This window comes from Brevibacterium sp. VCM10 (genome assembly GCF_000583215.1).
Taxonomy (GTDB): Bacteria; Actinomycetota; Actinomycetes; order Actinomycetales; family Brevibacteriaceae; genus Brevibacterium; species Brevibacterium linens.
Genome location: NZ_JAJB01000012.1, coordinates 22,922 through 42,853, shown reverse-complemented (window position 1 = coordinate 42,853; position 19,932 = coordinate 22,922). Strand labels below are relative to the sequence as shown.

Below are 19,932 nucleotides of genomic sequence, written 5' to 3'. Positions count from 1 at the left end.
CTTCATGAGATTTCCTGCACGGCCGGCCACGATTCCCCCGCAGCTGCCCGAGTGGGACCCCGCCTGGTCCCGGATCGTCGAGGCCGCGACCGGCGATGAGACACACGAGTTCCACGTCCTCGACACCCTGCCCGCCCTGACCGAGGCCGGTGTCGAGCCGACGGGCACGATCGTCGCCCTCCACGGCAACCCCACCTGGTCGTACCTGTGGCGTCGGCTGGCCAGCGCCACCATCGCCGCCGCACTGTCGGGCGGACGTGCCTGGCGGCTCATCGCCCCCGACCAGCTCGAAATGGGCTTCTCCGAACGGCTCGCCCACTCTTCCATGCCGGCCCCGAAGTCCGCCGAGGTCCGTCGCATCGCCGATCGCCTCAGCGATTTCGATGCGGTCGTCTCCAACCTGTTCGCCGAGGTGGCCGCCACCGGATCCGCCACCCACCCGATCGTGACGATCGGTCACGACTGGGGCGGAGTCCTCTCTCTCGGTTGGGCCGCCAGAAATACCGACAGGGTGTCCGCGGCGATCAGCCTCAATACGGCCGTCCACCAGCCCGAGGACACGCCGGTGCCTGCACCGCTGCGGGCGACCCTGGCCGGGCCCATGCTGCCTGCGGCCACCGTGCTCACCGACGGGTTCCTGCGCGTGACTTTGGGACTCGGCGACCTCGCTGCCGAGACCAGGGACGCCTTCCGCGCCCCGTACCGCACACCTGCGGACCGGTGGGCGATCGGCAATTTCGTCGCCGACATCCCCGTCGACGACACACATGCCTCCGATCCCGAACTCCAGCGCATCGGCCGGGACATCGCCGCCTTCGACAAGCCGGCGCTACTTATCTGGGGCCGGAAGGACCCGGTGTTCCTCGAACGCTATCTGCGGGACCTGCGCCGGCGCCTGCCGCAGGCCGATGTGCATCGGTTCGAAACGGCCTCCCACCTCGTCAGCGAAGATCACGATGTGCCCGGTCTCGTCCTCGACTGGCTGGACGCGCAGTTCGATACACCCACCACTGCGAACACCCCCACCGAGGCGGCCCCTGCGAAGGGATCGTCCGCGCGGTCGGGCACAGCCGCCTCGGCGAGGGGATCGGCGTCCGATATCGCGGATGACTCCGCCGCCGGCGACGGATCCGCGGATGTCCGCTCGGTCACGGCGATCCTCGATGCGCGCCGTGACGACGAGGCGATCGCCTCGGTGGACTTCGCGCAGAACCCGGCGCAGCAGATCAGCTGGCGGCACCTGTGGCACGTGACGACGTCGATCGCGAACGGCCTCCTTGACCTCGGCGTGAAGCCCGGGGACCGGGTGTCCATGCTCGTGCCTCCGGGCAACAATCTCACCGCCGCGCTCTATGCGTGCCTGAAGATCGGTGCGGTCGCCGTCGTCGCCGATGCCGGACTCGGCCCGAAGGGAATGACTCGGGCGATCACCTCGGCGGACCCGCAGTGGATCATCGGGGAACTGCCCGGGCTCACTCTGGCGCGGGCCTTCGGCTGGCCGGGACGGCGGATCTCGGTGAGTCCGCTCGGGCCCGTGCGCTCGCGCCTGTTCAAGGCAGAGAAGAGCCTGACCGAACTCTCCCGCACCCCGCACCGGGCTGAGATGCCGACCCCGGCCTCGGATGCCGATGCGGCGATCCTCTTCACCTCCGGTTCGACGGGACCGGCGAAGGGCGTGCGCTATACGCATGGGGACATCTCCGCGCTGGCGGCCGTACTGACCAGGACCTTCAACGTCACCGAAGGCACTGGACTGGTGGCTGGGTTCCCACCGTTCGCCCTGTTGGGCCCGGCCATCGGCGCCACCTCGGTGACACCGGACATGTCGGTGACGAAACCGAAGACGCTCACGGCCACTGCGATCGCCGATGCGATCATCGCCGGACGGGCCACCATGGTCTTCGCCTCCCCGGCCGCATACACGAATGTCGCCGCGACCGTCGGGGAGCTCGACGACCAGCAGCGGGAAGCGTGCGCCGGGGTCGAACTCGTGCTCTCGGCGGGTGCGCCTGTGCCGCTGGACCTCATGGATGCCATCGCCGAGGTATTCCCGAACGCCTCCATCCACTCCCCCTACGGCATGACCGAGGGACTGCTGCTCACCGACATCGACCGTGACGGGGTGGCCGAAGCCGATGCCACCGGTGGCCTCGGAGTGTGCGTGGGACAGCCGATCGACGGTGTCGAACTCGCTCTGGCCCCCATCGATGAGTCGGGCGCATCCTCCGATGAGCTGCTGCAGGGCGAGGCCGTACAGGGCCGCCTCGGCGAATTCGTCGTCAGCGCCGCCCATATCAAGTCCGGCTACGACAACCTGTGGCACACGACTGCGGCTTCGGCCCGTGATGATCTGCACGGTCTGACCTGGCACCGCACGAACGACATCGGCCATATCGACGATGCCGGTCGTGTGTGGCTCGAAGGACGTCTGCAGCATGTCGTCACGACGCCGCGCGGACCGGTCGGACCCGGCGGGCTCGAAGCGCTCATCGACGCCGACGAACAGGTCAGCCGCAGCTCCGTCGTCGGAATCGGCCCCGTCGGCACTCAGGCTCTCGTAGCGGTGCTCGACGCCGAGGGCACCTCGCTCTCACCGGGTCTGGCGCCCTTGGACCTGACGGCGCGACTGCGGGAGACGGTCGCCGAGGCTGGCGGTCATGATCTGGCTGCGGTGCTCGTGGCGCCCGAATTCCCCACCGACATCCGCCACAATTCGAAGATCGACCGTTCCCGCCTCGCCGCCTGGGCCGACAGCGTCCTGGCCGGTGGGCTGGTGCGTGGAAGCGTCTGAGGAGTTGAAGTGAGAATCACCGTCACCGGAGCCTCCGGACTGCTCGGTTCGTCCGTCGCTCGTGAGCTCGTCACCGCTGGTCACGAGGTCACGACCCTGCAGCGTCGCCCCTCTGGGGTCGACGGCGCCACCGATGTGGTGGGGTCGGTGACCGATGCGGCTGCCGTTGAGAAGGCGGTCACCGGCGCCGAGGCGGTCGTGCATTTGGCCGCGAAGGTCTCCATGATGGGTGACCCCAAGGAATTCGAGGCCGTGAACATCGGCGGCACCCGCACTCTCGTCGATACGGCTCGGGCCGCTGGTGTACAGCGCCTGGTCCATATCTCATCGCCGTCGGTGGCCCATACCGGTGAGTCGATCATCGGCGACGGCGCCGAACCCGCGTCTCCGGAGTTCGCTCGCGGTGAGTATGCGCGGACGAAGGGCGCCGGTGAGCGGATCGCCCTGGGCGCCGACTCGCCTGACTTCCGAGTGCTCGTCCTGCGTCCCCACCTCATGTGGGGACCGGGAGACACTCAGCTCACGGAGCGGGTCATCGATCGCGCCCGTGCGGGGCGGATGCCGGTGCTCGGATCGGGCGCGGCGCTGGTCGACACGCTCTTCGTCGACAATGCCGTCGAGGCGATCGTCGCAGCGGTGACCGCGGTCGATTCCACTCATGGTGAGGCGCTGGTGGTGACGAACGGTCAGCCGCGACCCATCGGTGAGCTGATGTCACGCATCGCGATCGCCGGCGGTGCATCGGAGCCGAAGCTGCGCATACCGGTATCACCGGCGCTGGCTGCCGGAACCGTGGTCGAGAAGGTGTGGGAACTCGGAGAGCATGACGACGAACCGCCGTTGACCAGGTTCCTCGCCGAACAGCTGTCGACCGCACATTGGTTCGATCAGCGGCGGACGCAGGAAGTCCTCGGTTGGACTCCCCGTGTCAGCATCGAAGAGGGCATGCGGATCCTCGCCGCACACTACGCCTGAGCGGGTTCGCCGGCTGAGTTCACCTGCTCAGCCCCTGAACGGCTCGAGCCAACAGCAATTTAGAGCCGGTATTGGTTGTTCTCCTCGGCTGAGGGACCCTTGCGTTCAGGTGCCTCAGCATCCTCGGCCTCGTCGTCGGCAGGTTCGTCTTCTGCCGTGCCGGCAGACTCATCGGCTTCTTCAGGCAGCTTGCCGGAGAGCGCGTCGGCCGACATTCCGGGCTCACCGGTCGGCGGTGCCTCGAGCGAGGATCCGCTGGCGGATTCGTCGAATTCCTCCGGGTCGAGCGTCTCCGGATCATCAGCCCGCCCTTCGAGATCCGGGTCGGATGCCGGGGCGGACCCGCTGTCTCCGGCATCGTCCTGATTGCGCGACGGAGCTGCGGACTCGTCATCGTTCGTCGCGTCTGTGTCATCGCTCGTCGCGTCGGCAGCTTCGACCTGCGGTGCGGAGGTGGGTCGGGCGGGGAACGACGGCGGCATCGGCGGAGGCGGCGGCAGTTCGGACGAATCCCCTGCTTGCACGGTCGGCTTCTCGACGGGCCGAGAGGGTTCATCGGCGCCAGCCCCGGTGTCTCCGGATTCGGTGTCACCGCCGGCGTCGGCCTTGGCGGCGGCGTCGGCTGGCTGTGGGAATTCGGCGGAGTCTGCCGGCTCTGCGGTCTTCACGACCACTGCGGGCTTCGCTGACTCGGCGGGTCGTTCCTCATCGGTCGAGGCCTCGTCACCTTCGGCTCCGTCGGATTCCAGGGAGGAATCTGACTCATTGTTCTGCTCGGCTGCATCGTCAGCCGCTTCGCCCTCTGCGACCTCCCCCTCGGCAGGAGACGCTGCGGCGGACTCACCGCCTGCTCCTTCTTCCTCGGCGGTTGCCTCCTCTGCATCGGCCCCCTCGAAGCGAGACATCTCGGCGTCGGCACCCTCGATGGAAGCCGCCTCGGCATCGGCACCCTCGATGGAAGCCGCCTCGGCATCGGCGCCCTCGGTGGGGGCCGCCTCCGCGGTATCCGTCTCATCGGACGAGGTCGCCTCGGCGGACTGGGCGGTCGATCCCGGCAGGGCACCGTCGATGCCTTCGAGGCTCACTCCCGCCTCGGCGGCGAGTCGGGCACGTCGTTCGGCACGCGCCTGAGCGCGCTCCTCTTCGCTTTGCTGAGCCTTCGCCAGCTCGCCCTTGGGCTGAGTCGGGCGGACGACCTCCCAGATGAGGAGGACGATGAGCATCGTGACGCCGACGGTCGCGCCCATGAGGATCGAGCCCAGTGGCCGCGACATCGAGAAGAAGTCGAAGAGGGCGTTCAGGCCGAACATGACGGCCAGGCCGAGGATCAGTGCAACCAGGAATCTCATAACCCCATTGTGCCCTCTCCTGGTCCGAGTGCAGGGAAATGGGTCCACTTTCGTGCCGCACCGATCCTTCTCAGCCCTGCGGCACCTCACGCGCAGGACGAAGAATCCGGGCCCCACCTCGGCGAGATTCTGTGCCGTGAGTCACAATGGGGATATGGATACGCAACCCGACACCGCCGCCCCCAGCTACGACGACATCGTCGCCCGCATCGCCGCCGATGCCGACGGATTCTGGCTCGAGCAGGCCAGGAACCGCATCGACTGGGTCACCGAACCGACGAAGGCCGTCGACAATTCGAATGCGCCGATCTATCGCTGGTTCCCCGACGGCGAACTCAACGTCTGCTACAACGCGCTCGACCGACATGTCGCGAACGGCCGCGGCGGCCAGGCCGCCATCATCTACGATTCGCCCGTCACAGGCACCGTCCGTTCGATCACCTACGCCGAACTGCTCGATGAGGTCTCCCGCTTCGCCCGCGCCCTGGCCGACAAGGGCGTGGCCAAGGGCGATCGCGTCGTCATCTACATGCCCATGATCCCCGAGGCGGCCGTGGCCATGCTCGCCTGCGCCCGCCTCGGCGCGATCCACTCGGTCGTCTTCGGCGGCTTCGCCCCGAACGAACTGGCCGTGCGCATCGACGACACCGCTCCGAAGGCCATCATCTCCACCTCCTGCGGGGTCGAGAAGAGCCGAGTCCTCGAATACAAGCCGATGCTCGACGAGGCCATCGAGATCGCCGCGAACAAACCGGAATTCACCGTTATCGTCCAACGCGACGAACATCGCTGTGAACTCGGCGACACCGACCTCGACTACGCCGAACTGCTCAACCGGACGCCCCAGGGCATCGACCCCGTGCCCGTGAAGGCCACCGACGAGCTCTACGTCCTCTACACCTCGGGCACCACCGGCAAACCGAAGGGAATCGTCCGTGATTCCGGCGGCTACGCGGTGGCCAGCGCCTTCTCGATGCCGACAGTCTTCGGTCTTCACCCGGGCGACACGATGTTCACCGCGTCCGATGTCGGGTGGGTCGTCGGACACACGTACATCATCTACGCGCCCCTGTTGGCTGGCGTCACCTCGGTGCTCTATGAAGGAAAACCCGTGGGCACGCCTGATGCCGGAGCCTTCTTCCGCGCCATCGAGCAGCACAAGGTCAACGTCCACTTCACCGCTCCGACGGCCATGCGCGTGGTGCGCAAGGAAGATCCGAACGGCGAGCTGATGAAGAAGTACGACCTGTCGAGCCTGCGCGCGGAATTCCTTGCCGGCGAGCGGCTCGATCCTGACACCTATGAGTGGACGACGAAGATCCTCGCCGAGGCGACCGGACGCGACATCCCCGTCGTCGACAACTGGTGGCAGACGGAGACAGGCTGGCCGATCACAGCGAATCCTTTGGGACTGAACCGGTTCCCCCTCAAGGCGGGATCGTCGACGAAGCCGAATCCAGGCTTCCAAGTCGAGGTCGTCGACCCCGGTGGTCAGCCCGTTCCCGCCGGAGAGGAAGGACTCATCGTCATCAAGCTGCCGCTGCCCCCGGGCACCATGGCCACGGTGTGGGGCGATGACGAGCGGTTCATCTCCTCCTACCTCGCCGCCTTCGACGGCTACTACCTCACCGGCGATTCCGGCTACCTCGATGAGGACGGCTACGTCTTCGTCATGGGCCGCACCGACGATGTCATCAACGTCGCCGGCCACCGCCTGTCCACCGGCATCATCGAGGCGGTCGTCGCCTCCCACCCGGCTGTGGCCGAGGCAGCTGTCATCGGTGTCCACGATGACGTGAAGGGGCAGATCCCTCGCGCCCTCGTCGTGCTCGGGGATTCCGCCGAGGCGGCCGACCCGGACACAGTCATCGACGAACTCGTGGCGCTCGTGCGCAAGGAGATCGGACCTGTCGCCGCATTCAAACGCGTCGACATCGTCTCGGGTCTGCCGAAGACCCGGTCGGGCAAAATCCTGCGCAAGACGATGCGGCAGATCGCTGATGGCGACAACGATCCGGCCGTGCCGTCGACGATCGAAGACCGCACCGTACTCGACGACCTCGGGGCAGTGCTCTCCCGCGGCTGAGCAGTCTCAGGCTTCAGCACGCAGCCGCGATTCGGCTACGCGCGCCCCTGTTCGAAGCCCGCGGCGAATCCGCGTTCGAAGGCCTTTTGGACCTCCTGCTCGCGGCTGCGGCGCTCGTCGGCCCAACCGAAGGGGTCGAATCCTCGGCGGCCCGGGCCAAAGCCAGGACCGAAGCTCGGTCCGAATCCGCGGCGCCCGCGGCCTCCGCCGCGGCGGTGATCGCGGTCCCCGCCTTCTCGCCCGTGGGCTCCGTGGCGGTCAGGGCCGCCCCGGTGCTCGTCATGATCGTGGGGGCGTTCGTGATCGCGCGGTCCGTCGTGGCGGTCCGAGTCGTCTCCGCAGTGTTCGGGGCCGAAGTTCTCGACGATCTTCGACAGCGAGGCCTTGAGGTTCTCGAACTCCTCAGAGGTGAGCACCTCTTCGATGCGATCGCCGACTCCGTCGCGCATATCGCGGAAGCGCTGACGCAGTTCTTCGGGGTCGATGCTCTTCGACGGTCCCCAGCTGCCTCGGCCGCGCGGCGGCCCGTAGGTCACCGGCTCTTCGGGGTAGGCGGCGCCGTCAGCGACGACCTCATCGGAGTCCCAGCGGCGACGCCCTCGCCGCATGCGCCCGAGGTCGCGAGGATCGAAGCCGGAGTCAGCCGCGGCCGCGCGGAATTCGCGGCGCAACACGTGGCTGAACTCGCGGAGCAGCTGCGGCAGATCGTCGTCGGTGTCTTCGCCCTTGCCGTCGTCTGAGTCGGCGTCGTCTGCAGGCTCGTCGCTCACGGGCTCAGCACGTGCGGCCGAATCATTCTCCTCCGCCTCGACCGTGTCCGCTTCGCCCGGCTGTTCGCGATCGGAGCCGAGGCTCGAAGCGCTGCCGGCGGCGGTGTTCTCGTCGGCGTTCAGCGAGTCCTCCCGGTCATCGGCACCTGGTTCGCCAGCTCCTCCGGTCGGAGTGGTGGAGTCGTCGTTGTCATCGTTGAAGTCTTTGTTTTCAGTCATGTCATCTCCTTAGTTGTCATCTGACATGTACATGCAGAGTGACATGCAATTCAATTGCATGTCAAGTGGCATGTAAAATCGAATCATGAGCACGAACGATGACATTCAGGCGATCGCCGAGGCGCTCACCCGCCTGCAGTGGCGGCGCGGGCCCGGTGGTCCGCGCGGATTCGGCCCCTTCGGCGGGCTCGGTGAGCACGGCGGCCCCAATGAGCGCGGGGGCTTCGGCGAACGTGGTGGATTCGGAGGCGGCCGGCACTCAGACGACTTCCCGTTCGGCGGCAAACGTCATCCCGGCGGACCGTTCGCCGCTCACGGTCGCGGGCGTGCGCTCATCCGCCTGCTCGTCTCCCTCGTCCAGGCGGGGACAGCACTGGGAGTCAGCGCACTCGGCGATGCGATCGGCGTCGATCAGCCGCGCGCGTCCCGGCTTGTGGCCCAAGGCGTCGAGCTCGGTTTTCTGCGTCGTGAAGCCGACCCGGATGACGCCCGGCGAACCCTCATCGCGCTGACGGACAAGGGCCGAGCGATCACCAACAGGTTCCGCGGCGCTCAACGCGAGAACGTCGATCAGGCACTGAGCGCATTCACCGAGGACGAGAGAGCGCAGTTGGCATCGCTGCTCACCCGCCTCGCCGATGCCTGGCCGAAGTGAGCGCCTCTGTCCGTCTGTTCTGACCGGACTGCTGTCCCGGCGGGACGGGCACTCGAATGCGGTGAGCAGTCAGGCCTCGGCCGCGGCTGTCTGCCAGGCGCCGGATCTCAGCCTTCGGCGAGCTGCTTGAGTCTCGTGAGCGAGGCGAGCAGATTTGCCGCCGTCGTCGACTGCGCCCGCGACAGACGCTTCGGATCGCGCAGCTCGGTCCAGTCATAGGTGTGACGGACCAGGACCGAGTCGTTCCCGACTGGTTCGATCTCCCACACCCATTTCTGCCCGAACGGCTCTCCCCCGACCTCGGAGGGCTTCCAGGCGATGAGCCTGCCCTCGGCGAAGTCGACGATGTGGTTCTCGCGTTCCACGCCTTTGGTCAGGGTCGTGATGAAGGATCCGCCGGCCCCGCGCACTCGCTGACCGTCGACCGCTGAGCCGAGGTTGTCGTTTCCGTCCCATTCCGGCTGTCTCTGCGGATCGGCGATGAGTTCGAAGACCGCCTCGGCGGGGGCTGAGATCTCGATCTCGGCAGTGACGACCTTGAGAGCCGCATCAAGCGAATCGAAGACGGAAGGATCGGGGGTCTGGTCGGTCATGGAGTCCTGCCTTCGTGTGTGGTCCAGCCTCGGCGACGAACTGAAGTGCGGAGTGGATCGGACACGGTCAGAATACACGGCCCGCCGCCTCAGTCCTCGAGCGCGTGAGCCACCGCTCCAGTCCCCGCGTGCGCGGGCCGGCCACCTCAGTCCTCGAGGGCGCGGTCCTGCCGTTCGGCGCGCAGCGCGGCCGTGCTGAAGCGGGTGAACATCCGGGAGGAGTCGCTCGACAGCGCCAGCAGCACCGCCACCTGCATGGCGATCGTCGTCAGCGCATACATATTCGTCGCCAGGTCGCGATCGCCGGTGAAGTAGTTCGTCATCGACACGATCACGGAGATCGTCGAGAGAGTGAGGATCCACAGCCTCGCTCGGTTGCTGCCGCGGAACACCGACGTCGAGGCGATGACCTGCAGACACCCGATGAGGAGGCTGAGACCGACGAGGAATCCCGCGACGATGCGCGTGGCCGTGTCGTCGCTGACTGCCGCGATGTCCGAGCTGTAGCCGACAACTTCGGATCGCAGTCCGTTCCAGTCGAGGAGCATGCTGATCACATCCCACGCCTGGAAGAGCAGCAGGACGAGCACGAGGGCGGCCCCGACGACCGTCTGCAGGGGGCGCTGCCGCCACAGCGTCCTCGTCACTTCGGACACGCTGTGTGAATCGGAGTAGATCCGGGTGGCGTCGAGGGCCAGCTCCAAGCGTTCGGGGTGGTCGGCTTCGTCGGCGACCACCTCGGTGACGTCGACGATCGGCAGGTGCCCGTCGGTGACGATCGCATCGCCGCCGCCGTTGCGGGAGTGGTATCCGGTGGAGAAGTCCTTGATCCGATCGACCGAGATCACCTCGTCGGCACCGGTGACCGTGTCGACGATGTGGTCACGTTCGACGTCGGTGTTCTCTTCGATCTTGTGGGTGAACTGGAGAGTGAACAGCGAAATGCCGACGGCTTTGTCGTAGGTTCCGGCGGCCAGCCAATCGGCCTGATGCCCGCCGGGCAGCAGCCATCCGTGCGGGCATTTCCAGAACCGCACGTGGTGACGTTGTCCCGGATCGCCGTCGACTTCCTGCTGGTAGGCGAAGTCCTGACGGCGGCCGAACAGCAGCAGCGGGGACACCGGAGCCTGCGGGTAGCTGCGCTTCGTCACCGTCGAGCGGATGATCTCCCACGTCGATGCGGGAGTGATGCTGTCGGCAAGGGTCCACCCCGCCTCGCGCATCGCATGGTGGATCTGCGCTTCCTCACCGCGCCAGGCGAGGTTGACCGGATCGCCGAGCAGACCGTCGGAGGTGCGGGTGCGGCCGATGAAGTAGTTCGGCACATAGATCTGGGACAGGATGCGGTGCAGCCGGGGCAGAGCCAGGTAGGACACGACTGCCCAGAACACGAGCAGCGTGAGCACCTGCCACCAGCCGAGGCTGAATCCTTTGAGCAGGATCAGCAGCGCCAGCCAAGTCGAGGCCGCGCCGGCGAAGAGGAAGAACAGGTAGTCGAGCACCCCGGTGGCCGTGAAGTGGTGTCGCCGATAGACGAACGGCTGCCTCAGCCGGCGTTTCTGACCGGCTGCCGCACCGGCCGCATCCGTTCCGTCCGTCGACCCGCCCGAAGTCATGGGCGCCAGTTTAGCCAACCGCCTCCAGCGCCCGGAATGCGGATTCCCGCCATCCTCCGCCGAGGCGGCCCGACCGGAATCGTTCAGGCTCGCCCCTCCCAGGGCGGCTGCTCCCCTCGCCGAGGCGGTCCGACCGGAATCGGTCAGGTTCGTCCTGTGCGGGGCGACTGTTCCCGGCGGCGGTTGAGTGCAGCATGTGCGGTGGCCGCGAGTTCCGGGCTGTCGTCGTCGCTGAGCCCGGCGATGAGTTCATCGCTGCGGTCGCCGGGGATCTCGAGAAGGACTTGGAGCACCCTGAATCGTGCCCTCGTGTCGCTCGACTCCGCGTGCCGGTGCAGTTCGGTCATTATCCGTTCGCTCATATCGGCCTCTGGCCCGGCCGCGTCGACGATGGAGCCGATTGCCTCTGCCGCCTCGATGTCCTTCGGTCCGTTCATCGCCATGTCGAGCAGCACGGGGACCGCCTTCGCATCACCTGAGCGACCGAGGGCGAGCGCGGCGATGCTGCGGATGTCGGGGACGGCATCGTCGAGTGCGAGTTCCAGGGCCTGCTGGATCATCGACGTCGAGCGTGAGTCGAGTTCCTCGTCCGGTGTGGTTCGGCGGATCTCGTCGAGGGTGAGCAGTGCGTTGCGGCGCACCTGAGCGGATTCGTCATCCATCCCCTTCACCACATGAGGCACGGCCTCGGCGCCGGCTTGGGCGAGCGCCCACCGCATGGCTCCGGCCGCGTTGAGCACAGTTTCCTGCAGAACCGCCTGCGCCAAGGTCTCGATCGGCAGTCCTCCGTCGACTCCGCTGCCGAGTGCGGCCTTGTGCCTTTGGATGACGTCACCGGATTCGAGGGAGCGCATGAGGTCGATGGTGTACAGGAGCGATTCGCCATCGGTCCGGCCGAGCCGAGCGACGGACTCGAGGTGGTCGAGCAGACGCTGCTCGGCCGCGATCCGCTCACATGCCTGGTCGATGAGGTCCCCGAGCACGCTGCCGGGGTCGAAGCCCGGATCGGACAGCACCCGACCGACTTCGCTCAGAGACATCCCGAGTCTGCGCAGACCCTCGATATGGAAGATGCGACCGATGTCGGCATCGGAGTATTCGCGGTAGCCGCCGGGCGTCCGCTGGCTGGGCGCGACGAGTCCCAAGGATTCATAGTGGCGCAGCATGCGCGCGCTCACACCGGAGCGCCGGGCCACCTCGCCGATGAGCATTGCCACCTCTTCTCTGCTGTCAGCCACTCTATGCCGCAGTCGCGGCCCTCCGGGTGCAGTGTCCCGAAATTCGTCGGTGCCGGGGGACCGTTCGGACGTCGCTCACCGTTCGCAGGCGGTTTTCGCACAGGTGCTGAAACCACCCACTGAAGGAAGGGATCCGAGACCTCGGCCGTGTGCCGACGGGCTTGCCCCACCTGACGGCACACGCACGATCGGACCTTCCCTGTGCCGATCTAGACCGTGGTCTCGGATCCCAGTGCGACCACCCGCTTGGCTGCGTCCAAGGCGTGGGCGAAGCCGGCATCCGGGTCATCGAACATGTCCCGGGTCGCCATGGCGTGAGCCCGCACTGTGTCGTCCTCTGCATGAAGCCTCTCATCGACCACTGACACGAGATCCTCACCGAGGGCCACGATCGCTCGGCTGAGGCTCTTCTGCACCTCGACTTCACCGCGTCCCAACTGTGTCACCAGGGCGGATGCCAGTTCTCCGCGATTGTCACCGGGGACAAGGGCAACGGCGGCTCTCCACGCACTGCGGGCCACCTCGGTGTCGGTATGGGCGATGAGGGCCGCGCCGATCCGGGCCGGGTCCATGGCCGACCAGGCACGCACGTCACCGATCTTCGACAGAGTGTGCAGAGATTGGCTGATCGCCTGCGGCAGCGGCGAGTCGAGTTCAGCGATGAGGCGGGGAACGGTGTCGTCGGCGGGCAGCCGAGTGAGCGCCCAGGTGAGCATGTCGCGGACGAAGAAGTCCGGTTCGATGCGGCACCGGGCGACGAGCACCTCGAGGTCACGGGGTTCGGCCCGGGCGCCGATGGCCATCGTCGCCTGCAGGCGCTGCTGCGGATTCGACGCACTCAGCGCGTCGATCATGGGATCGCCGGTATCGTCCCGAAGGCTTCCGGTGTCGTTCTGAACGTCGCCGGCGCCTTTCCGAAGGTTTTCGGGGTCGTTCCGAACGTCGCCGCCGGTCTGTTGGTCAGCCTCGGTCGGGGGTTCCGGTCCGCGAGTCTGATGGTGCCCCAGTGGATGTGTCATGGTCTCAACCTCCTTGTCACCCAGTGAAGACCCTGACATCGTGTCAAGGTCAAGGAGGCTGGACTCGCTTCCTTCTCATCCTCAGTGCGGAGCCTCAGCCTCCGCTCGACCAGCCCCCGCTGACCGGAGCAGTGGTGCTCGGACCGAGGCCGCCGTCCGAGTCGGAAGCGGAGGATGAGGGTCCGATCGACGAGGAGTCCGAGGTCGGCGATGAACCCGTCGACGATGATTCCGCAGAGAGGAAGATGACTGCGACGAGGATGCCGGCAATGGTCAGGATTCCGACGGCGACGAAGGAGAAGACCACGATGAGGCAGGTCATCAGAGGTGGGCGGTTGCTGCGCCGAACGATTCTCACCATGGTTCAAGCCTAAGCTGTGCGGGGCCGTCCGAGACGAGTCCACGCCCGGCTCCGCTCGCACCCTCACCACCACCCATCCGTGACCTTCCTGTGACAAAAACCTCGGCACTGTCTCATGCGTCCTTAAGTTTGTTGCATTATCGTTATATTCATGCCTCGTCTGACCTCATCTCGCAAGGGCCGCCGGTCCGTGCTCACTGGTGCCCTGATCGGGCTCGGGGCAGCAGTGATGGCATTGATCGTGGGCGCCGTCATCATCCTCAATTCCCCCATCTCGTTCGGTTCCACGAAGATCAGGCAGATGCAGATGGCTTCGGTCAGTCAGCTCACTCAGCAGCAGATCGACAACGCTCGACTCATCATCGGTGTCGGCCGCGGCGGCGACTTCGATGACCACGCGATCCGCATCGCCCTCATGACGGCCCTGCAGGAGTCCTCGCTGCGCAATCTGGATTCCGGCGACCGCGATTCGGTCGGCCTGTTCCAGCAGCGCCCCTCACAGGGATGGGGCGAACCCCATCAGCTCACCGATCCCATCTACGCGACGAAAGCCTTCTACGGGATCAACCCCGAGGTCGAGAACCCCGGTCTCAACCAGATCGACGGTTGGGATGCGATGTCACCGACCGAAGCGGCACAGTCCGTGCAGCGCTCAGCTCTCCCCGACGCCTACGCGCAGTGGGAAACCTTGGCCGACGACATCCTCGGCACTCAGGCCGACGTCGAAGCCCTCGACTGATCCGCTGAGGCGGCCGCCGGGCTCCCTCGACTGACGCGCCGGCAGTCCGGGGCCGAAGCCCGCGACAGCCGCGGCCGCCTCACGGTGCCCGATATCGCATGACCACGCCCGGTTGTCCGGTAATCTGCACTCATGGCTTCCATTCCCGATTCCGTTCCCGTCAACGACGAGGTCGAGCAGCTCCTGCTCAATCCCGAGGACCATCTCGAAGCCATCACCGAGACCGCCGACCTCTTCAAGGCTCTCGCCACTCCCTCCCGGCTGAAGATGCTTCTCGTCCTCACCCACGGCGAGGCCACGGTCACGCACATCGTCGAGGCAACCGGACTGTCCCAGCCGCTGGTGTCCCAGCACTTGAAGTTCCTCCGCGGGCTCCACCTCGTCGGAGTCAATCGGATCGGCCGCGAAGCCTACTATTCGCTCAAGGACGACCACGTCGCCCACATCATCGTCGACGCCATCGCCCACACGATCGAGGCCCACGAACACTGAGTCCCGCCTGGGGCGGGGCTTCCACAGCGATTCCTTCGCCGAGGCGGCCCACCGTACCCCGGCTCGCCGACGCGGCCCGCCACACCGATTCGAGTCCGTCGGCTCTGCGCTACCGACGTCGCCGACGTGTCAGGGCCTCCGGTCCTCCACCGACGACCCAGACGATGAGGGCCACGAGGACGGCGCCGATCCACTGTCCCGCCTGCAGCCGCTCCCCGGCGACGAGGGATCCGAGCACCACTGCGGACAGCGGTTGGAGCAGCATGAGCGCCGCGGTCATCGGCACCGGCACCAACGGGCTGGAGATGCTCAGCAGCACCCACGACAGCGCCTGGCCGCAGACGGCCAGGGCGATCATCCACCCCCACCCGGCCCAGCCGAGGTCGAAGTCGAATCCGCCGAGGGTCAGCCCGGCTACGGCGGTCATCACGCCGGCGGCGATCGTGCCCACCTGGACCGGGGCGACGACGAAGTCTCCGGCGACCTTCCGACTGTGGTGGATGCCGAAGATGTACACGCCGTAGAGCACACCGGACAGGACCCCGAAGATCGCTCCCCGCATCGGATTCGCCGCCGTCTCGTCGGCGCCGAACACTCCCCCGGTCAGCAGCATGCCGATGATCATGACCGGCACACAGCAGATGAACAGCCATCCCGGCCGGGACCCGCCGAACACCCACACCAGTGCCGGGAACACGATGACTTGGACGCTGATGAGGACCGTGGACACACCCAGACCGGCATCGAGCACGCTCTGCGCCCACAGCACATAGTCGATGCCGAGCGCCGCACCGGAGACCGCGGCGATGACGATCGCCTTCGGCGGGAAACGCCCGTGCCGACGCAGCTCGAGCACCGCCAACGGAGCGAGCACAACGACCGCGATCCAACACCGCAGGAAGGCAGCGGTGGGAGCGGTAGCCTCGGCGAGGATGACGAACAATCCGGCCGATCCGAGCAGAACGGCGGCCAGGATGACACCGAGCACCGGCAGGGCTTTCGGGGCGGGAGGCGACCCTGCCGCGCGCACATCCTCGGCGCTCATCGGTCCACCACGGCGGGACTCATCTCACGACATTCAGGACTCATCCCATGAAGTCGAGGATGCGGTCGATGGCTTCGGCCGTCCGGTCCGCTCCGACGGCCAGCGACAGGCGCACCGACCTGGATCCGTCGACGGAGTCGAAATCGTCACCGGGGGCGAGCGCAACGCCGGTGGCCTCGAGCACCTGCTCACACCACTGGCCGGAGGTCGCCAGACCCGCACGGTCGAGGATGTCGTCGACGCGGGCGTACATGTAGAAGGCGCCGTCGGGTGGGGCCATCTCGCCGAAGCCGAGGTCGGCAGCGGCGTTCAGCACATGCTCGCGGGCCCCGGCGAATGAGGCCACGGCCGCTTCGCATTCGGCATAGGACTCATCGGCGAAGGCCGCGACCGCCGCGTACTGCGCCGGAACCGGGGCGCACAGGGAGAGATTTCCCGTGACGTTCTGGGCCGGGGCGACGAGCGCTTCGGGCAGGATCGCCCAGCCGAGGCGCCACCCGGTCATGCCCCAGTATTTGGAGAACGAGGAGATGACGATGGCAGTGTCGTCGTGGGCGAGTGCGCATTCGCCGCGGGTGCCGATATAGCTGATGCCGTGGTAGATCTCATCGGAGATCACCTGCACCCCGTTGTCTCGGCACCAGTCGACGATCTGCCCAAGCGCCTCGGGGCCGATCATCGTGCCCGTGGGGTTCGCGGGTGAGGCGAGCATGAGCCCCTTGAGCGGGGCCTTCGCATGGGCGGCGGCCAAGAGGTCGACGGTGGGCTGGAACCCTTCGTCGGCACCGCAGTCGAGTTCGACGACCTCGCAGCCCAATGCGGCGAGAATGTTCTTATACGCGCCGTATCCGGGCCGGGCCAGAGCCACCCGGTCGCCGACGTCGAAGCAGGTGAGGAACGTCGTCTGGAAGGCGCCGGAGGATCCGGTCGTCACGGCGATGCGGTCGGGTGCGATGTCGAGACCGTACCAGTCGCGGTAGTGGGAGGCGATGGCTTCGCGCAGTTCGGGGATGCCGAAGATCGGCGAGTATCCGAGTCCCGTACCGTCGTTCATGACTTCGGCGGCGCGGGTGAGCACTGGGCTGGGCGCGCCCTGGGTCGGTTCGCCCAGGCACATGGCGATGGTGTCGCGGCCGGACCGCTGCATCTGACCGACGGTGGCGACGATGCCCATCGCTGCGAAGGGCTTGACGAGCCCGGAACGGGTGGAGGCGGCCGGGACGGTGCCGGCGGGGGTGGATGAGATCATCGGTTCACTTCTTCTCTCGCGGGAGGCGGCCGAGGGTGTAGAACTCCGGGTTCGGGAGCATTCCGGAGATGTGGGCCATGCGGTTGGACAGCCCGAAGAAGCCGGTGATCGCGGCGATGTCCCAGGCGTCTTCGGCATCGAATCCGTGGTCGGCAAGCCTCTGGTGGTCGGCGTCGCCCACGGCCCACGGTTCGTCGCAGACCTTCACGGCGAAGTCGAGCATAGCCACCTGACGTGGGCTGATATCGGCTTGGCGGTAGTTCGTGGCGACGACATCGGCGATGAGCGCGTCCTTCTGGAAGATCCGCAGCATCGCCCCGTGCGCGACGACGCAGTAGAGGCAGTGATTGATCGCCGAGGTGGCCACGACGATCATCTCCCGATCGGCCTTGGTCAGGTTCCCCGTCTCCTTCTCCATGAGCGCGTCGTAGTAGGCGAAGAAGGCGCGGAATTCGTCCGGTCGGCGGGCCAGTGCGAGGAAGACATTGGGCACGAACCCCGACTTCTCGGCGACCTCGAGGATCTGGGCGCGAATGTCATCGTCGACGTTGTCGATGTCAGCAAGTGGGTATCGCATATCCCTCATGCTAGCCCGGGTGGCTCGGGCTGCGTCGAGCCCTCTCGCCGTGAGGGCAGGTGGCGGTGTGCGCCCGTGAGATGCCCAGACGGAGCGGTGCGAGCGATACAGTGAAGGCGTCAGGTCCGTCCCGGCTTCCGCCGCAGGCCGTTCGCGCATCGAAGGAGATCACCATGACCGCAGACAATGCAGCAGACACCGGTTCGACCGGCGAGGTCCAGCTCGACAACGGCGTATTCCGGGTGACCAAGTGGACGATCCGGCCCGACGGCGTCATCCCGATGCACAAACATGAGTATGAGTACGTCGTGGTGCCGATGGTCACGGACACGATGCTCGTGCGCAATTCGGATGGCACCGAGATCCGTGCCGAACTCGAGGCCGGAGTCTCCTACACACGCCCGGCAGGGTCCGAGCACGAGGTCTCGAATCCCGGAGGCAGCGCCGACGTCGTCTTCGTCGAGGTCGAACGCCTCTGAGCCTCGTCGACTGAGTCCAAGAAGTGGTCAATATCGGATACTTTCTGCGTGGCGAAGTGTCCGATTGCGACCTACGTTTAGCGCAGAATGTCCGATAGCGACCTATTTTCGGCAGAGGCCGCGACTCAGCGGGTGGGGATCTCCCACGTATGGACGGGCTTCCCGGTCGCCTGGTTCGCCAGGTAGGCGTCCATCATCGCCGTGATGCCCTCGACGCGTTCGGGCGAATGCTGCCGACTGCCGGGAGCAAGACTCTCGAGGGCCTTCAGCTGCCAGGTCGCGCCGTTGACCCGGCTCTCGGCACGGCCTTCGATGATCGACATGTACTCGTCGATGACGTCCTTGTCGATGTTCAGCCGCGCCAGCCCGCGCCTGGCCTGGGGCGCAAGCACATCGGTGACGAGGTCGGCCACGCCGATGCGACCGATCTTCGGCCACGTCACTCGCGCCTCGATCCCGTCCTTGGCGCAGGCGTTGAAGTTCTCCTCCGCCTCGGCGAACGACATCCGCGACCACACGGGACGGTTCTCACCGACGAGGAACTCGGCCAGACCGTAGTAGAAGGCGGCATCGGCAACCATGTCGACCGGGGTCGGGCCGGCCGGCAGCAGCCGGTTCTCGACACGAATATGGGCGCCGCCGTCACCGGAGTTGTAGATGGGGCGGTTCCAACGCCACACCGTGCCGTTGTGCAGATTGAGTTCGAAGAGCTTCGGAGCGTCGGCGGCACGGAATTCGACGAAGTCCTTGATCTCGGGCAGCAGCGGCGGGAAGTAGCGGACGTTCTCCTCGAAGAGGTCGAAGACGCTGGTGATCCACCGTTCGCCGAACCACACGCGGGGACGCACGCCCTGGTTGACCAGTTCGGGCGTGCGGGTGTCGATGGACTGCGCGAAGATCGGGATCCGGGATTCGTGCCACAGCTTGCGGCCGACGAACAGCGGTGAGTTCGCTGCCATCGCCACCTGCGCCCCGGCGATCGCCTGCGAGGCGTTCCACGCGTCGGCGAACCGGTTCGGTGCCACCTGCAGGTGCAGCTGCATCGAGGTACAGGAGGATTCCGGAGCGATGTCGGAGAACTCCGCCTTGTACCGCTCTTCACGGCCGAGTTCGATGCGGACGTATTCGCCGCGGGCGTCGATGACCGAGTTGCTCAGCGCCTCGTAGCGGTTCTCCTCGGTCATCCACTTCTCGTCGGTGAGGAATTCGGTGGTCAGGGTCGGCAGGGTGCCGATCGACACGACCTTGAGTCCGTCCTCCTCGGCGGCTTTCTGCGCTTTCTCCAAACGGTGGGCGACACCGGCTTCGAGGGTCTTGAGTCCGCGGCCCGCGACCTGGAGCACCGGATGGTTGAGTTCGAGGTTGAAGCCGCCGATCTCGGACTGGTACTCGTCATCGAGGCGATCGAGCACCTCTTTGTTCCGCAGGCTCGGCTGATTGCCGTCGCCGACGAGGTTGAGCTCGAGTTCGAGCCCGATCGTGCCCGCCGATTTGAAATCCGCATGGCGAAGGTAGGTATCGAACAGCTCGAGATTCTCTGCGAGCTTCTCCCGATACAGTGTGCGTTCCTCCGGCGTGTACCGCTTCGAGCTGACTGCCTCACCCATAGGACAAGCAAACCACAGACGGCTGGGTTTGTGCGCGGTGATCTCCGTCCCGCATCCCGGCACACATCTGGT

At 66.5% G+C, this 19,932-nt stretch carries 18 protein-coding genes; 7 read left to right on the top strand and 11 right to left on the bottom strand.

The window, feature by feature from the left end:
* Positions 1-4: 4 nt before the first annotated feature.
* The gene (locus AD89_RS0102970; protein ID WP_025777116.1) at positions 5-2,791 is read left to right on the top strand and encodes an alpha/beta fold hydrolase; all 2,787 of its coding nucleotides are present in this window, start codon (positions 5-7) and stop codon (positions 2,789-2,791) included.
* A 9-nt stretch (positions 2,792-2,800) separates the two neighbouring features.
* On the top strand, positions 2,801-3,766 hold the full coding sequence (locus AD89_RS0102965) for an NAD-dependent epimerase/dehydratase family protein (protein WP_025777115.1): 966 nt from the start codon (positions 2,801-2,803) through the stop codon (positions 3,764-3,766).
* A 59-nt stretch (positions 3,767-3,825) separates the two neighbouring features.
* On the opposite strand, the gene AD89_RS0102960 is transcribed toward AD89_RS0102965, so the two are convergent.
* Positions 3,826-5,115 (bottom strand): hypothetical protein, encoded by a 1,290-nt coding sequence (locus AD89_RS0102960; RefSeq protein WP_025777114.1) that lies wholly within the window; start codon positions 5,113-5,115, stop codon positions 3,826-3,828.
* A gap of 154 nt (positions 5,116-5,269) precedes the next feature.
* On the opposite strand from AD89_RS0102960, the gene AD89_RS0102955 reads away from it, so the two are divergent.
* Positions 5,270-7,201: an acetate--CoA ligase gene (locus tag AD89_RS0102955; RefSeq protein WP_025777113.1), complete on the top strand. Its 1,932-nt coding sequence runs from the start codon at positions 5,270-5,272 to the stop codon at positions 7,199-7,201.
* 35 nt (positions 7,202-7,236) lie between these two features.
* Here AD89_RS0102955 and AD89_RS20100 read toward each other — a convergent pair whose 3' ends face one another.
* Positions 7,237-8,190 carry a hypothetical protein gene (locus AD89_RS20100; RefSeq protein WP_025777112.1) on the bottom strand — a complete coding sequence of 318 codons (954 nt, stop codon included), beginning with the start codon at positions 8,188-8,190 and terminating at the stop codon, positions 7,237-7,239.
* A gap of 85 nt (positions 8,191-8,275) precedes the next feature.
* Between AD89_RS20100 and AD89_RS20095 the strand changes: the two genes are divergently transcribed.
* On the top strand, positions 8,276-8,845 hold the full coding sequence (locus AD89_RS20095; RefSeq protein ID WP_197021705.1) for a MarR family winged helix-turn-helix transcriptional regulator: 570 nt from the start codon (positions 8,276-8,278) through the stop codon (positions 8,843-8,845).
* 107 nt (positions 8,846-8,952) lie between these two features.
* On the opposite strand, the gene AD89_RS0102940 is transcribed toward AD89_RS20095, so the two are convergent.
* The 5 genes from AD89_RS0102940 to AD89_RS0102915 form a co-directional block, all read right to left on the bottom strand.
* Positions 8,953-9,438, bottom strand: a complete 486-nt coding sequence (locus tag AD89_RS0102940; protein WP_025777110.1) for an SRPBCC family protein — start codon at positions 9,436-9,438, stop codon at positions 8,953-8,955.
* Positions 9,439-9,584: 146 nt separating this feature from the next.
* The gene (locus AD89_RS0102935) at positions 9,585-11,054 is read right to left on the bottom strand and encodes an LssY C-terminal domain-containing protein (protein ID WP_025777109.1); all 1,470 of its coding nucleotides are present in this window, start codon (positions 11,052-11,054) and stop codon (positions 9,585-9,587) included.
* A gap of 143 nt (positions 11,055-11,197) precedes the next feature.
* Positions 11,198-12,292, bottom strand: coding sequence for a MerR family transcriptional regulator (locus AD89_RS0102925; protein WP_231488388.1), 1,095 nt, complete (start codon positions 12,290-12,292; stop codon positions 11,198-11,200).
* Positions 12,293-12,501: 209 nt separating this feature from the next.
* Positions 12,502-13,311 carry a HEAT repeat domain-containing protein gene (locus tag AD89_RS18020; RefSeq protein WP_025777107.1) on the bottom strand — a complete coding sequence of 270 codons (810 nt, stop codon included), beginning with the start codon at positions 13,309-13,311 and terminating at the stop codon, positions 12,502-12,504.
* A 94-nt stretch (positions 13,312-13,405) separates the two neighbouring features.
* Positions 13,406-13,672 (bottom strand): hypothetical protein, encoded by a 267-nt coding sequence (locus AD89_RS0102915; RefSeq protein WP_155807359.1) that lies wholly within the window; start codon positions 13,670-13,672, stop codon positions 13,406-13,408.
* A 151-nt stretch (positions 13,673-13,823) separates the two neighbouring features.
* Between AD89_RS0102915 and AD89_RS0102910 the strand changes: the two genes are divergently transcribed.
* Both AD89_RS0102910 and AD89_RS18015 read left to right on the top strand, forming a co-directional pair.
* Complete coding sequence (locus tag AD89_RS0102910) at positions 13,824-14,411, top strand: peptidoglycan-binding protein (RefSeq protein WP_231488386.1); 588 nt, start codon at positions 13,824-13,826, stop codon at positions 14,409-14,411.
* A 132-nt stretch (positions 14,412-14,543) separates the two neighbouring features.
* Complete coding sequence (locus AD89_RS18015) at positions 14,544-14,903, top strand: ArsR/SmtB family transcription factor (protein WP_025777104.1); 360 nt, start codon at positions 14,544-14,546, stop codon at positions 14,901-14,903.
* 109 nt (positions 14,904-15,012) lie between these two features.
* Here AD89_RS18015 and AD89_RS18010 read toward each other — a convergent pair whose 3' ends face one another.
* Genes AD89_RS18010 through AD89_RS0102890 form a run of 3 tightly spaced genes read right to left on the bottom strand, consistent with a single transcriptional unit; the run spans position 15,013 to position 17,774 of the window.
* Positions 15,013-15,948, bottom strand: a complete 936-nt coding sequence (locus AD89_RS18010) for a DMT family transporter (RefSeq protein ID WP_025777103.1) — start codon at positions 15,946-15,948, stop codon at positions 15,013-15,015.
* A gap of 40 nt (positions 15,949-15,988) precedes the next feature.
* The gene (locus AD89_RS0102895; protein WP_025777102.1) at positions 15,989-17,197 is read right to left on the bottom strand and encodes a pyridoxal phosphate-dependent aminotransferase; all 1,209 of its coding nucleotides are present in this window, start codon (positions 17,195-17,197) and stop codon (positions 15,989-15,991) included.
* A 4-nt stretch (positions 17,198-17,201) separates the two neighbouring features.
* Entirely contained in the window at positions 17,202-17,774 is a 573-nt protein-coding gene (locus AD89_RS0102890; protein WP_035319739.1) for a peroxidase-related enzyme, read from the bottom strand.
* A gap of 173 nt (positions 17,775-17,947) precedes the next feature.
* On the opposite strand from AD89_RS0102890, the gene AD89_RS0102885 reads away from it, so the two are divergent.
* Positions 17,948-18,253 (top strand): cupin, encoded by a 306-nt coding sequence (locus AD89_RS0102885; protein ID WP_025777100.1) that lies wholly within the window; start codon positions 17,948-17,950, stop codon positions 18,251-18,253.
* A 125-nt stretch (positions 18,254-18,378) separates the two neighbouring features.
* Here the strand turns inward: AD89_RS0102885 and AD89_RS0102880 are convergent, their stop codons facing one another.
* A complete protein-coding gene (locus AD89_RS0102880) occupies positions 18,379-19,860 on the bottom strand; it encodes a glutamate-cysteine ligase family protein (RefSeq protein ID WP_025777099.1) in 1,482 nt (493 codons plus the stop codon).
* Between the last annotated feature and the right edge of the window lie 72 nt (positions 19,861-19,932).